The organism is Cellvibrio sp. KY-GH-1, assembly GCF_008806975.1.
Classification (GTDB): Bacteria; Pseudomonadota; Gammaproteobacteria; order Pseudomonadales; family Cellvibrionaceae; genus Cellvibrio.
In genome coordinates this window covers 2,442,439-2,457,200 of record NZ_CP031728.1, presented here as the reverse complement: position 1 = coordinate 2,457,200, position 14,762 = coordinate 2,442,439, and the positions used below count along the sequence as shown (strand labels likewise).

General features: G+C 46.9%; 11 protein-coding genes. 10 read left to right on the top strand and 1 reads right to left on the bottom strand.

The genetic code is table 11. From position 1 onward, the window contains the following. The first annotated feature begins 94 nt into the window (after positions 1-94). The 9 genes from D0C16_RS10695 to nagB all read left to right on the top strand — a co-directional run bounded on the left by D0C16_RS10695 (position 95) and on the right by nagB (position 12,324). Positions 95-940: a DUF3014 domain-containing protein gene (locus D0C16_RS10695; protein WP_151032375.1), complete on the top strand. Its 846-nt coding sequence runs from the start codon at positions 95-97 to the stop codon at positions 938-940. Between the two features lie 367 nt (positions 941-1,307). Next, on the top strand, positions 1,308-4,010 hold the full coding sequence (locus tag D0C16_RS10690; RefSeq protein WP_151032374.1) for a TonB-dependent receptor: 2,703 nt from the start codon (positions 1,308-1,310) through the stop codon (positions 4,008-4,010). Positions 4,011-4,095: 85 nt separating this feature from the next. Further along, complete coding sequence (locus D0C16_RS10685) at positions 4,096-5,619, top strand: tryptophan halogenase family protein (RefSeq protein WP_151032373.1); 1,524 nt, start codon at positions 4,096-4,098, stop codon at positions 5,617-5,619. A 45-nt stretch (positions 5,620-5,664) separates the two neighbouring features. Beyond that, positions 5,665-6,366 carry a DUF6445 family protein gene (locus D0C16_RS10680; protein ID WP_151032372.1) on the top strand — a complete coding sequence of 234 codons (702 nt, stop codon included), beginning with the start codon at positions 5,665-5,667 and terminating at the stop codon, positions 6,364-6,366. Between the two features lie 395 nt (positions 6,367-6,761). Next, positions 6,762-7,688: an N-acetylglucosamine kinase gene (gene nagK / locus D0C16_RS10675; RefSeq protein WP_151032371.1), complete on the top strand. Its 927-nt coding sequence runs from the start codon at positions 6,762-6,764 to the stop codon at positions 7,686-7,688. Between the two features lie 33 nt (positions 7,689-7,721). Next, complete coding sequence (gene nagP, locus D0C16_RS10670; RefSeq protein WP_151032370.1) at positions 7,722-9,014, top strand: N-acetylglucosamine MFS transporter NagP; 1,293 nt, start codon at positions 7,722-7,724, stop codon at positions 9,012-9,014. 54 nt (positions 9,015-9,068) lie between these two features. Further along, complete coding sequence (locus D0C16_RS10665; RefSeq protein WP_151032369.1) at positions 9,069-10,157, top strand: acyltransferase family protein; 1,089 nt, start codon at positions 9,069-9,071, stop codon at positions 10,155-10,157. Between the two features lie 51 nt (positions 10,158-10,208). After that, positions 10,209-11,366 carry an N-acetylglucosamine-6-phosphate deacetylase gene (gene nagA, locus D0C16_RS10660; RefSeq protein WP_151032368.1) on the top strand — a complete coding sequence of 386 codons (1,158 nt, stop codon included), beginning with the start codon at positions 10,209-10,211 and terminating at the stop codon, positions 11,364-11,366. Between the two features lie 163 nt (positions 11,367-11,529). Continuing rightward, the gene (nagB, locus tag D0C16_RS10655; RefSeq protein ID WP_151032367.1) at positions 11,530-12,324 is read left to right on the top strand and encodes a glucosamine-6-phosphate deaminase; all 795 of its coding nucleotides are present in this window, start codon (positions 11,530-11,532) and stop codon (positions 12,322-12,324) included. Positions 12,325-12,481: 157 nt separating this feature from the next. Here the strand turns inward: nagB and D0C16_RS10650 are convergent, their stop codons facing one another. Then, entirely contained in the window at positions 12,482-13,534 is a 1,053-nt protein-coding gene (locus D0C16_RS10650; protein ID WP_151034889.1) for a LacI family DNA-binding transcriptional regulator, read from the bottom strand. 296 nt (positions 13,535-13,830) lie between these two features. Here D0C16_RS10650 and D0C16_RS10645 point away from each other — a divergent pair, with 296 nt between their 5' ends. Continuing rightward, complete coding sequence (locus D0C16_RS10645) at positions 13,831-14,667, top strand: GTP-binding protein (protein ID WP_151032366.1); 837 nt, start codon at positions 13,831-13,833, stop codon at positions 14,665-14,667. The last annotated feature ends 95 nt before the right edge of the window (positions 14,668-14,762 follow it).

Sequence of the window (14,762 nt, the reverse complement as noted above, 5' to 3'; positions counted from 1 at the left end):
CATTAAGGCTGTCACCTTAAGAGCGATTGGGCCATAATTCCTTATATTCCTGGTTATTTTATAAACCATAACGCCAAGCAAAAGGGTATTGAGTATGCGTGACGATTATCAACCACGACAAAGTTCTTCGGGTTCACTGTGGGTAATAGTGGTGTTGGTGGTTATTGTTGCCGCAGCGGCTTTTTATTTTCTGCGCGACGAAGCGCCCGCTGCATCACAAACAGTTACTACTCCTGTCGCGGTAGCGCCACAAGCGATTGCAGCTAGCAGCGTGGCCTCGTCTGTTGCTGCTATAGTCGAGTATCAGCCGCCTATGCCGGTAGTGGAGGTTGACCCGCTGCCAACCTTGAATGAGAGCGACAGCAGTATACTCGCCGCGCTGCAGCAATTGCGCGGCGAAGGCCTGTTGCAGTTGTTAGTGCCACAAGAATTGATTCGGAAATTTGTACTGGCGGTAAACAATCTTGCCGAAGGCAAAGTCATTCACGAGTACCGCCCGGTAGTATCACCGCCACCACCATTTGTGGCGGAAACTTTTTCAGTCATGATCGAGGGAACGGCGGTGGATCAGGAGCGTGTCGCGCCGGCTAACTTCCAACGCTATGAACCTTACGTGACCACCCTTGCTTTAATTGATAGCGATGCTGCGGTAGCCGTGTATCGTCGCTTCTATCCATTATTGGAAGAGGCATTTCGCGAGCTGGGATTGAAAAAGCCCAATTTCCACAGTGTGTTGATTGCCGCTATCGATAATATTCTCGCTGCACCGGACGCCCAGGGTGATTTGTTGCTGGTGAGACCCAAGGTGTTTTATCAATATGCCGATCCAGCACTCGAGCAGCTCCCGCAAACACACAAATTGATGCTGCGTATGGGCCCCGAAAATGCGCGCAGTGTTAAGGCAAGTTTGCGCCAATTAAGGGCACGGTTGATTAAGTGATGGCGTATTTTTGCGCGCCGGTTTTTTAATTCGCTCCACCTCAAAGCCGCTTTTATACGCGGCTTTTTTATTTCTTTGCCTCTCTGTGTGTGTATTTTGGTAATCCCTCCTAAAAAATTTAATTTTTCGTAGTGCTGATTTTCTGTCGCCTAAATGTGCTAATCGTTTGATTTATAAGAAAAATTAATTTGGCGCCATGGTGTCACTTTCTTAACGCGACTTAACGATGCTTTACAAAGCTGTTGACAACGTTGTCTATCAGGCATAGTGTTGATTTATCGACAACGTTGTCTTAGGTGCCGGCGTTTGTTGAATGGGGTTACTAATTATTAAGAAACACATATTGCCAAGTCACGGGAGAATAACCATGCGTAACAAGTTAAGTGATGCGATCAAACTGGCCAATAAGAGTGCGTTGATGCTCGGTTCAGTGGCAGCAGTCACCATGATGGGTTTTGCCACCACTGCCAGCGCGCAAGATGCAGGTGCAGAGCCGGAAGAGGTGTTGGTAACCGGTATTCGCGGCGCATTGAAAAATGCTGTCGATATCAAACGTAACTCAACCGCGGTGGTTGATGCAGTGTCTGCTGAAGATGTGGGTAAGTTCCCGGATTCAGACGTGGGCGAGTCTCTGGGCCGCGTTCCAGGGGTAACCGTAGGTCGCGCATTCGGTCAAGGTGCGTCTGTTTCGATTCGCGGTGCAGCGCCACAAATGACACTGACCCAATTGAACGGACAAAACGTTGCATCTACTGGTTGGTATGATCAGCAAGCGATTGACCGTAGCTTTAACTACTCACTGCTGCCCTCCCAGTTGATCGGTGGTATGGATGTATACAAGTCATCTCAAGCTGACTTAAATGAAGGTGGTATCGGCGGTACCGTTATCGTCAAAACCCGCAAGCCTCTCGATCTGGAAGCTAATAGCGTATACCTGGGTGCCAAAGCGCAAACTGGCACCATTAGTGATGAGGTTTCTCCAGAGCTTTCAGGTATGTACAGCTGGAAAAACGAATCTGAGACCTTTGGTGTATTGATTGCTGGTGCAACCGAAGATTTCGACTACGTGCGTCGTGGCACTGAGGCAGATTACCGTTGGTGGGATGACGTTTCTCCAACGACCTTTATCCAGGAGCGCGAGCGTACCGCATTGGATTTAACTGCTCAGTGGGCCCCAACGGAAAACCTGACTTTTGGTTTGCACGCGCTGTCTCTTGATCTGAAGGCAAACAACACCAACACCAGCACCTATATTTTTAGCGGTTTGGATAAGAGCGCGGCTAACTACACCTGTTCTGAAACCAATGCCGCGGGTGTTTGCGTGAAAAGCACAACCAAGAATCCAGTTCGCGGTAACTTGACCGCGGGTTGGGCAAGCGGAGCCTTGGGAACTGAAACCTTCAACCAAACCTGGGGTCGCGTTGCCAGTATGACGTCTGATACTGTCGATATTGATGCAGAATACGCGACAGATGGATTCAAAGTTACTGCGCGTGCAGGTAGCACTAAAGCGGATGGCGGTACCGACCTGACTACCAACTTCTCACATTTCGCCAGTTTGGGTGACTACAACATGGCGTTGTGGGCTGGCAGCATTGATGCAACCGGTAAGCAAATTAAAATTAACCCGACTTCTGATCTTAATATGACTCTGGCGAACTACCGCGATAAGTCGGCTCCTGAGTCATGGGCGATCAAGAGAGGTCCAAATTCTGACGAAGAAAGTTATGCGCAAGTTGATTTTGAGTTTGACCTTGATTTAGGCGCAATTAAATCCTTTAAAACCGGTGTTCGCACGACCGACCATGATGTTGAAAAATCCTCTGACGTTGCGACAATCGACCCCAAGGCTCAGGCTGAAGATACTTCCAAGTTTTATAGCGGCACATTTGAAGTGGGTGCTCACGGCATGACCGCTCCGAAACCAAACCTCGGCGCGATGATTGCAAAAACCCGTGCTGACATTACCGGTTGGAAAGAGGAGCGCGCCGGTTACGCTGGTCTGAATGAGCAGAATGATGCGCTCTACGGTATGTTTACTTTCGAAGCGGATGCGGTGAAAGGTAACTTTGGTCTGCGTTACGTTCACACCGACGTAGAAGGTAAGTCTTACGCTATCGATGGCACTCCTTTAGCGGCCGGCGATTTGAGCCAAAATGCTTTCTACAGCGCTGAAAAAAGTTCTGTTAAAGAAAGTTATGATGACGTGTTGCCGAGTGTGAACGTATCTTTCGATTTGACTGATGATCTGGTGTTGCGCACTACGGCGTCACAAGCAATCAGCCGTGCAAACTACAACGATATGTTTACCGCAGCGAGCCAGGCGGGTTATCAGGATACCGTTAAAGGCAATGAGCGTTTGACTATTGGTAATGTTGGTTTGAAGCCAATGAAAGCTTCACAAGCGGATATCGGAGTTGAGTACTACTACGGTGACGGCAATATGTTGTCTGCGACTTACTTCGTGAAGTCAATTAACAACTTTGTAACTACCGAAATTCAGGTGAACCAATCTGTTGGTCTGGTAAGCCCGGATACCGGCGTTGATAATTGGGAAGTAAATACCCTGAAAAATGCTGGCGGTGGTGAGATCGATGGTGTTGAACTGCAATTGAACCATGCATTCGATAACGGCTTTGGTGTGGTATTGAACTACACTTATGTGAATGCCAATGCACCTGCAGAAAGCTATGCGGACCGTCTGGGTGTATTCACTGAGTCATCCAAAGACAGCGTGAACCTGGTTGGTTACTGGGAAAATGATGTGTACTCAGCGCGTGCTGCTTACAACTGGCGCTCAGAGTACATGATTCGTGAAACTGGGTACTACGGCAACCGTATGCACGATGACTTCGGGTCATTGGACTTGAGTTTGGGTTGGAACGTAACTGATAGCATTAACATCAGTTTTGAGGCTACCAATATCCTTGAAGAAGATGATATTCAGTATGGTGCAGCTGAGGCCTATACCGCAAAATACGGTATGAAAACTCCGCTGTTGGAAGGCTTCCCTGCTTGGTCATTTGAAGGTGAGGCAACTTACATGCTGGGTGTGAGCTACAAGTTCTAATCGCTAACACAATTAGCTGAGTAGTTTAAAAAGCCCAGCTTATGCTGGGCTTTTTTGTTTCACTGTTTATGCTCTCAGGTAGCCTATGAAAATCAAACGTATTGCAATTGTCGGTGGTGGTACTGCCGGTTGGCTGGCTGCCAATCATCTGGGGGTTGAGCTATCGCGCGATCCCGACATTGAAATTACACTTATCGAATCAAAAGATATTCCTATCATCGGCGTGGGGGAAGGAACGGTCCCGCAGATAAAAGCAACCTTAAAAAAATTTGGTATCGCTGAAGTAGATTTGCTTGCAAGTTGTGATGCAACCTTTAAGCAGGGTATAAAATTTTCTCAGTGGATGGATGTAAAAAAGCACGGTGAAAAGCATTTTTATTACCATCCTTTTAGCTCTCCTTTTCCCTCCGGTTATGATGTCACCAATTATTGGCTTAACAATAAAGAAGATTGTGACTTTTCCAAATTATCCGAAATTTATTCTATTGCTGAATCGAATCGATCGCCCAAGCAAAAGTCATCACCTCCTTATGTGGGTGCGGTTGATTACGCCTATCATTTTAATGCGGTGAAATTTGCCGAACTTCTAGCAAACAATGCGCGAGAGAAATTCGCTGTAAAGCATATTTATGAAACCATTGCGCAGGTAACAACCAGCGATGATGGCAGTTTGAGTGGATTTATTTATGGCGACGGGCGCACACAGCAATTTGATTTTTTTGTGGATTGCACCGGCTTCGCGTCGCTCTTATTAGGAAAGACTTTGGGTGTTCCTTTTCTGAATAAGTCGGATCAAATTTTAACTGACACCGCGTTGGCGTTGCAGGAGCCGATAGCGCAGACTGATGAAATTCAGCCCTATACCTCGGCCACTGCCCATGCGGCGGGATGGATCTGGGACATTCCACTGACGACACGCCGTGGCATTGGCTTTGTTTACTCGTCTGAACATATGAGCGAAAGTCAGGCCGTGGAAGGTTTTTCAGCATACTTGGGGCGAGATCTCCATAGTGCAAACCTACGTAAAATACCCATGCAGATTGGTTATCGGGAATCTTTCTGGCAGAAAAATTGTGTGGCGTTGGGATTGGCGCAAGGGTTTGTCGAACCCCTGGAAGCAACATCAATATTGGTGACTGATTTTGCTGCGTTGCAGCTTGCAAGAAATTTTCCGGTATTTGCGCAGGATATTGCAGCGGTCTCTGATTATTGCAATAAGGTGGTGCGTTATACCTGGGAACGAGTTATCGACTTTGTCCAGCTTCATTACTATATTTCAGATCGTAGGGACTCTCGTTTTTGGCAGGAGAGCACGGAAAATTCTATGCTTTCCGACGTGCTTAGGGAGCGTCTCGCGCTGTGGAAAATAGCGGCGCCAAAAAAATCCGATTTTTTTAGCGCATTTGATATTTTTGGTGTGGAAAATTATCTGTTTGTGCTTTATGGCATGCACTATCCAACACGCGCTGGTGTGGTGGGTGTGAAAGAAGTAGATAGGGCGAAGGAGTTAATTAATTCGGTGCAGGAAAAGTCCAGGCATATGAGCGGTGCTTTGTTATCCCATCGTCGTTGGCTTACAGAGTTACAGCAAGCGCTGGCATCGCGCTGATTAGGTAGTTTTCCAATGCTTTAGTGATTTCGAATGAGGTGTGTTGTGGTAAATGATTCTTTGGATGTAAAAGTTCTGCAAATCGGTAAAGAACAAAGCAAAGTTATTTGTATCGATAATTTTCTTGCCGATCCTTTGCGGTTAGTAGACTTTGCCAAGGCATCGACGTTTGCTCCTTACGCAGCGGCAGCGCAGCGAAAAGGTTATCCGGGCGTGCGTGCTGCTGCACCTGCGGAGTTGGGGCTCGCTTTGAGGGAAAAAATCGATTCTATTGTGCGGCGTGAATATGAAATTTCGCCCGAGCGATCAATAAAGCCACTTCAGGATGCGCTGTGTATGCTGGCAGTCCCGGAAGTTGAGCTTGGTCCGTTGCAACGTATTCCCCATTTTGATGCGAGTAGCCCTTATTTTTTTGCAACACTCTTGTTTCTGTGTGATGCGCGGCATGGGGGTACAGGTTTTTATCGTCATAACCTAACGGGATATGAGGCCATTACCCCAGAGCGCGCTGATCATTATCTCGATATTTCTTATGATGAGTTAAATAGCAAGCGAGTGGAGCGTCGATATTTTTCGGATTCCAATGAGGTTTTTACCAAAATCGGTTTTGTGCCAGCTGAGTTTAATCGGCTGTTAATCTATCGCGGCAATATTTTGCATTCTGCCAATATATTATCTGATACCAGTATTACTACCGACCCCGCAGTAGGCCGCTTAACAGCGAATATATTTTTTAGCTATGAGTGACGAGATCTTTGGGGGAGGAAATGTAGTTCGGGTTTTATTTGAAACCTGTATTTGTGGGCCAAATTCGCTCTTTGGTAAAAAAGTTAAAAAAAGATCAAAATTTCTTTGACAACGTTGTCCGCAGCGCGTAATCTAACCTTGTCCGATGATGACAACTGACCTGATATCTCTCCTTGTTGGGTTCAGTATCATGGGGCATGAGTTCTCTAGAGCTGTAGTAGTGGTCTTGTGGTTAGTGTCCTGTGGGGCACTAACCTTTTTTAACAGTCTGCTATGATCGCCATTACACGGGACGCTTTACACCAAAACAACGAATTTTTAAGTAGCTGGTTCTGGTGTTAGAGAACCCGGATATTGGCTCTAAAAAATCAGCTCTACAAAATAAGAGGTAGATCATGGCGAAGTTGCCACTGGGCGCGCAAACCTTGTTTATCGGAATTGATGGGGGAGGCACCAAGTGTCGCGCCAGTATCATGACCGAAGATTTGCAAGTGCTTGGCACAGGCGTCGGTGGTCCAGCCAATCCTTTTCAAGGCGTTCAACAAGCCAAAGATTCCATCCGCACTGCCGCCGAACTGGCGTTAATCGATGCGGGTCTGCCGATTTCTGGCATGGGTGAATTAATCGCCGGCGCGGGGTTGGCGGGTGTTAATGTCCCTAGCCTTTTTGACGTTATGTCCGCCTGGGATCATCCTTTCAAAGAAATGCATTTAACGACTGATCTGCATATCGCCTGCTTGGGTGCGCACAATAGCGACGAAGGGGCAGTGATGATTTGCGGAACCGGTTCTTGCGGTTATTCCTTCGTAAATAATCAGCCACTCTTCATTGGTGGTCACGGTTTCCCGATTGGTGATAAAGGCAGTGGTGCCTGGATGGGGCTTGAAGCAATCCAAGCGGTATTGCTGGCGTCTGATGATTTAGGGCCGCGCACCATCATGAGTGAATCTATTGGTGATTTCCTGCAAGCAAAAGGCATGATGATTGTCGACAAAATGTTTGGCGCGCGTCAGGGCGATTATGCCAAGTTCGCTATTTTTGTAGTAGATGCCGCCGATGAGGGCGATGCCGTCGCTATCAATATTGTTAAGGAAGGGGCTGCCTACATGAGTGGGGTAGCTCGCAAGCTTTGGGCAACCAGCCCGGGGCGCATGTCAATTATCGGCGGTCTCGCTCCGCGTCTGATTCCCTGGATGGATAAGGACATGGCCGATAATCTTTCACCAGTACTTTACCAACCCGAATTTGGCGCTGTGTATTTTGCAAAACAGGCGTTGAAGGCGGCAAAGAATAACAACGATCCATTAAGTGCTACCCTTTAACCAGAGTCGATCAATAATATGAATAGTGAAACTATGACAGCTCCCAGTACGCAGGAAAAGTATTCAAGCTCGTTCATTCCTTTGGCAATGATCGCCGGGCTTTTCTTTATTTTTGGCTTTGTGACCTGGTTAAACGGCTCGTTGATGCCCTATCTGGAGTTGATTCTGAAGTTGAATCCTATTCAGGCGTACCTGATTATTTCCAGCTTTTATTTTTCCGTCTGTATCTTTTCGATTCCATCCTCTTGGATCATTAATAGCGTTGGCTATAAAAATGGCATGGCGATAGGGTTGGGGGTTATGTCGGCTGCAGCACTGTTTTACATCCCTGCTGCAAAAGCCCAGTCATTTGCATTATTCCTTCTGGCCCAATTTGTTATGGGGGCAGGGCAAACACTGGTGCAAACGGCGGTCAACCCCTACGTTGTAAAAATGGGACCAGAAGAATCTGCCGCGCGTCGTATCAGTATCATGGGGATTTTAAATAAATCGGCAGGTATTGTTGCGCCGATTGTGTTTACTGCGTTGATATTGGGGGGCGTGAATAACACCCATACCGCGCAGACTCCTAGTGCCGAAGAAATTGCGCAATTAGCGAATAACTTGATCATGCCTTACATTTATATGGCTTGTATTATTGGTGTTGTGGCGCTGCTAGTGCGTTTTTCTTCTCTACCTGATTTGGAATCGGAAGAAAGCAAAGAAGATAAGTTGCCTTTGCGCGAAGTGCTGCAATTCCCTAATTTGGTTTTAGGGGTAATCGCACTGTTCTTTTATGTGGGTGTGGAAGTGATTGCGGGCGACACTATTGGTGCTTATGGCCGCAGCATAGGTTTTAGCAATTTTGGCATACTTACTTCTATTACCATGGCCTGCATGGTGGTGGGATATTTTCTTGGAATTTTGTTGATTCCAAAAGTAATCTCCCAACAAAACTTCCTGATGCTTTCGGCGATTTTGGGTGTGGTATTGAGTTTGAGCATAGTGCTCGGTAATCATGAGTCCACGTCGATCTCTTCATTGTTCTCATTCGCTGGCGTGCCAGCAATTCCGAACACGATTTTGTGTATTGCCTTGTTAGGGTTTGCCAATGCAATTGTATGGCCAGCGATTTGGCCATTGGCATTGAGTGGTTTGGGTAAGTACACCGCAACGGGTTCAGCACTATTGATTATGGCAATTGCCGGTGGTGCAGTGTTGCCATTAATTCTCGGCGGAATTTCACATCTGGTAGACCGCCAAACCGCGTATATAGTAATGACACCCTGCTACATGTTTATTCTGTATTACGCGGCAAAAGGATACAAATTGCGCAGCTGGAAATAATCTGCCCAAAGATTATTTACTGTTAAATTTTTAACTACATCTGCGAGGTATCTGATGGTCAAGCAACGTTTTTTGGCTCTTGATGTAATGCGCGGCTTGACCCTCGCGCTGATGATCCTGGTGAATACACCGGGATCATGGGAGTTTGTTTATGCTCCCTTGCTTCATGCCAGTTGGCACGGCGCAACGCCGACTGATTTCGTGTTTCCCTTCTTTATGTTTATTGTCGGTTCGGCCATGTATTTTGCTGTGCGCGGCCTGAGTCAACTTGGTTCGGGCGAGCAAGCGAAAAAAATCCTGCGCCGCGTGGCTTTGTTATTTTTGATCGGCGTTTTACTTTCTGCGTACCCTTTTAACGAAAGCCTGGATCAGTGGCGCGTCATGGGCGTTCTGCAGCGCATTGCCATTGCTTATGGTTTTGCTGCGTTTATCATTTTGCATTTCGGATTTACCGCGCGCGTTGTTATCAGTGCAATTTTATTAATTGGTTATTGGGGATTACTCAATCTCGCCGCGGACCCATACAGTCTCGAACAAAGTATTGTTCGTCAGGTTGATTTAAGTGTGTTGGGTGCAAGCCATCTGTGGCAGGGTAAGGGGATGCCCTTTGATCCGGAAGGCATTTTGAGTACCTTTCCATCCATTGTGAATGTCCTGATTGGATTTGAGGCGACGCGTGTTTTGCTTGCGAGCGAAGACAAGCAAAAAGCACTGAGTAAATTATTTGTATCGGCCCTCTTGTTGATTGGCTTGGCATTGGCGTGGAACACGGTATTCCCGATTAATAAATCCTTATGGACCAGTCCCTTTGTATTACTGACCTGCGGTGTCGCGATTCTCGTGTTGCTCTTGTTAGTAAAAATTGAGCAGTCGCCGGCAATTAATGCTGCACGTCCTGTGTACCACTTTTTTGAAATTATTGGCAAAAACCCGCTGTTTATTTATGTGTTGTCCGGTTTGCTGGCGACCACGCTCTATTTAATTCCTGTCGGTAGTGAGAATGCTTACTCTGCGCTCTACGGTTTTTTCCGGGGCTTTTTTGATCCTTATTTTGCGTCTTTCCTGTTTGCCTTACTGATGGTTTCTATTCTCTGGTTTGTTGCCTGGGTATTGCATAAGCGCAATATCATTATCAGCCTTTAACCAATCAGTTTATAACGGCTTATCATACAGATTTACCTTGCGGAACGAGATATGAAACAAGCGTTAGTCGGTGCACGAATTTTTACCGGCGAAGAATTTCTGGAAAACCAGGCATTAATTATCAATGGTGATGCTATTGAGGCAGTGGTGCCGGCAAGTGATTTGTCTCCTGATTTTGTGCGCGTGGAGTTAAGCGGCGGTGTGTTGGCACCGGGCTTTATCGATTTACAAGTGAATGGCGGTGGGGGGGCCTTTTTTACCAACAACACCAGTGTAGATGCCATTCAAACCATGCTCGATGGTCATCGCCCAACAGGCACCACTTCGTTTTTGCCAACCTTGATTAGCGATACACGTGAAGTGCATCAAGCGGGTGTTCGCGCTGTTGCCGATGCAGTGGCTGCAGGTGTGAAAGGCGTTTTGGGGGTGCATGTGGAAGGGCCATTTTTTGATATGGCGCGACGCGGTGCGCACAATGAGCGCTACATTCGCAAAATGGAACAGGCTGATATTGATTGGCTGGCTGCGTCTGTAAAAGCGCAACACGAATTTAAAGTCATGCTGACCCTCGCACCAGAACATGCTGATGCCGGGCAAATTAAACAATTAACGTCTGCGGGTGTCGTGGTGTGTGCAGGTCATACCGATGGTCATTACGATGATGTAGTTGCTGCCCTAAAAGAAGGTCTCTCCGGATTTACGCATTTGTATAACGCTATGCGTCCAACTACCGGTCGTGAACCGGGTGTTGTTGGTGCGGCGCTTGAAGATACGAATAGTTGGTGCGGCATTATTATTGATACTTATCACGTGCACGCAGCCTCTGCGCGCATTGCTTATGCGGCCAAGCCTAAAGGCAAAATGTATTTAGTGACTGATGCTATGTCGACGGTTGGATCGCCCGAGAAATCTTTCCAGATTTACGGCGAGACCATTTATGAAAAAGACGGTTGCCTGGTGAATGCAGAAGGGCGTTTGGCGGGCAGTGCAATCGGGATGATTGACGCGGTGCGTTTGAATACTCATTGGGTGGGTGTTGAACTTGCCGAAAGCTTGCGTATGGCATCGCTGTATCCTGCCGAGTTTATGCAGGTGGATAATTATCTTGGCCGTATTCGTGCAAATTATCGCGCTGATTTAGTTCATTTTACTGACGATTTTAAAGTGACTCGCACCTGGATTGCGGGTGATATGCATACTCACAATTAGTTAAACCGATTTGTTGTTCGTTGCCTATTTGCAGACGCGCCGTAAATGCATCCCTGTAGGCTTGTCGTCGACGTCCCTGTCTCCGGCAGTCTGCTAATAGTCAACGAACAACAAATCTGAGTACCAATTTCCTTCTCTGTTCCAACACTCACCGGAGTGCTTAATGAAAGTTGTTATCCTGAAAGATGCCGCCGAAGTTGCTAAATACGGCGCTGATATTTTTATCAAACAAATTAAACGCAAACCTGATTCGGTATTGGGTTTGGCGACTGGTTCTACGCCGGTGGCTTTGTATAAAGAATTAATTGCTGCGTATCAGTCTGGTCGCGTGTCTTTCAAAAATGTGAGCAGTTTTAACCTGGACGAATATCTGGGTTTGACTGGCACTCATCCACAAAGCTATCGCTATTTTATGAATCAACAATTGTTTGATCATATCGACATCGAAAAATCGCAAACGGCAGTGCCACCAGGGGATGCAGAAGATCCGTTTTCAGCCTGCGAGCAGTACGAACACAATATCAAGCAAAAAGGCGGTATTGATATTCAATTACTGGGTATTGGTCGTAACGGGCATATTGGTTTTAACGAACCTTCGTCATCATTGATGTCGCGCACTCGCGTTAAAACCCTGACTCGCGCCACTATCGATGACAACGCGCGGTTCTTTGGCCCTGATGAGTATCAGCCGCATTTATCCATCACCATGGGTATTGGTACTATTCTCGAATCCAAAAAAGTAGTGCTATTGGCAACTGGTGCCAACAAAGCCGAGGCGATTAAAGCAACGGTAGAAGGCCCGTTAACAGCAGCCTGCCCAGCATCCGCGTTGCAAATGCATGAGCATGTGGTACTGGTGATTGATGAGGCTGCAGCATCGCAGTTGGCTGATGTGGATTTTTACAAACACATCGAAATGGAAAACCAAAAGCTGCTTGAGCGTTTAGGGCGAGATTAATTACTTCCTCGAATGTGAGAAATCTGAAAAACGAAAAGGCCAGCAAATATTGCTGGCCTTTTCTTTTGTATCCTATTTCGTTTGTATTCGATTTCGTTTGTATAAAATGTCGTTTTTATAAAATTGCTTTTCAAATGTATTTGTCGAATAAAAAAATTCAACGTTTACTCGGCGCCGGGCAAGTAGAATCGCGCACAATGAGTTGTGGATAAAAACCTTCACTCTCTACGGTGCGTTGTGCGCGTATAGTTTCAATTAATAAAAACGTCGCGCGCTCGGCGATGGTGGGGTTGGGTTGTTGGGCGGTGGTTAAATTAGGCCAGGCTTGACGGGAGAAGGGGCTGTCTTCGAACCCGACGATGGATAATTGTTGCGGTACGTCTACGCCCTGAATACGCGCGGCAAATAAAGTACCTGCAGCGATTTCGTCGTTACAGGCGAACACGGCGGTGGGTTTTAAATTGGACGCGAGCAATTGGCGAGTGCGTTTTACGCCGGATTCAAATGAATATTCGCCCGGTAAAATCAGTTTCTTGTCGAGTGTAATTTTGTTGGCTTTGAGTGCGGCCTTGTAGCCCTCCAAGCGCTCACCGCTGGATTTATGTGCTTCTTCACCGCCCAAAAAGGCGATGGCTTTGTGGCCCAGGTCGATCAGGTATTGGGTAATCTTGTAAGCGGCCGTGCGGTCGTCGATGAAAATACACGGGCCTTTTTTATCGGGTGCTTGTGCGCCGGAGAGAATGCGCACAAACGGAATTTTGCGTTTACCCAGTGCGGTTAGCACATCGGGCATTTCCGACATGGGTGGGGTTAATACGAGGCCGCCCACTTGACTGCGGTCCACCATATTTAGCACTTCATCAATAATATCTTCCGCTTTGGAATCGCAGGGGTGAATAACCAGTTCGTAACCCTGACGTCGGCATTCGCCCAGAATCCCCTTTTGCATATCGATCACGTAGTTACTGTTGGGGTTGTCGTAGATAAAGCCGATGGAGGAGGCCGCCCCGCGCAACAGGCGCGCTGACAGGTTGGGTTGGTAATTCAGGGCTTTCACTGCCTGCATTACCTTGTCTTGTAGCTCCTGGCCAACAGTACCCTCTTTGTTGATAACGCGCGATACGGTCTTAAAGGAGACTCCGGCCAGCTTCGCTACGTCTTTAATGGTGGCTTTGGCTTTGGGGGCGTGTTTGTCGGCACTGGTCTTCATCATTCTCTGGCAACTTTCTTTTTGTGAATGGATTTTTATTGCAGCGCGCAAGACGCCTGCGCTGCGTTGGCTAGACTGTAATGGTGTCTAGGGTAGAGCTTAGCTGCCATTGGCGCAATCATTTCACGGCCGAATTACCACCTCTTGAATCACGCAAGGTTTTGTAAAGTCTTTTGCGTGGGCTAAAAGGGCAATGGCACCATAAAAACCGGTTCGGCTATCAGTAACAGGGTTGTCTCGCTGGTTTACCTGGCTGTTCCTGCTGAGTTTTTACTACAACAATAAAGAGGTATCCCATGAAAAAGCTATCGGCGCTAGTGTTATTCCTATCAACTTGTTTTTCTTCGGCGGCGCTTCAGGCGCAGCATACTCTGACATCTCTGTGGATGGCATCTGATTTACCTACCCCCGAATCGGTACTGTTTGTTGCCGATAAAAAGTCCCCCTATTTGTTAGTATCTCTGATTGATGGTGAGGGGGCGGTTGCAGACAGTAAAGGTGGAATTGCCCGCTTGGCGCCAGATGGTTCGGTGCTAGATAAGGACTGGATCACCGGTCTCAATGCACCTAAGGGGATGGCTATTGTAAAAAACCGGTTATATGTGGCGGATATTAACGAGGTTGTGGTTATTGATATTAAAAAACAAAAAATCCTTAAAAAAATCCCCATTGCCAATTCAGTATTTTTAAATGATGTAACGGCTAATTCTGCCGGAATAGTGTTTGTATCAGATACGCGGACCCATAAGGTTTATCGAATTGAAAAAGATGAAGCGACGCTTTATCTGGACAATATCAACAACGCCAACGGGCTTAAAGCGATAGGTTCGAATTTGTTAGTCGGCGCAGGATCTGAATTATTAATATTTGGTCCAGATAAAGCCCGCTTGACCCTCGCTAAAGGTTTTGCCCAGGGAATTGACGGGGTTGAGATGGCTAAGCGCGGTGAATTTATTGTGTCTTGCTGGCCCGGGTTGGTTTATTACGTTTATGCCGATGGCAAGATTCAGCTACTTATCGATTCGCAGGCAGACAAAATCAACACGGCTGATATAGGTTTTGATGCAACAACCAACACCTTATTCGTCCCTAACTTTTTCAAAAACTCCGTTACTGCCTACCATCTCCAGTAAATTGACCTTTCATCAGTGCCCCCATGTGGGGGCATTTTTTTATCTATTAAATTTCCCCGGTTGTATTTGCTCTCATTGGCTTATTTCGTTGTGCA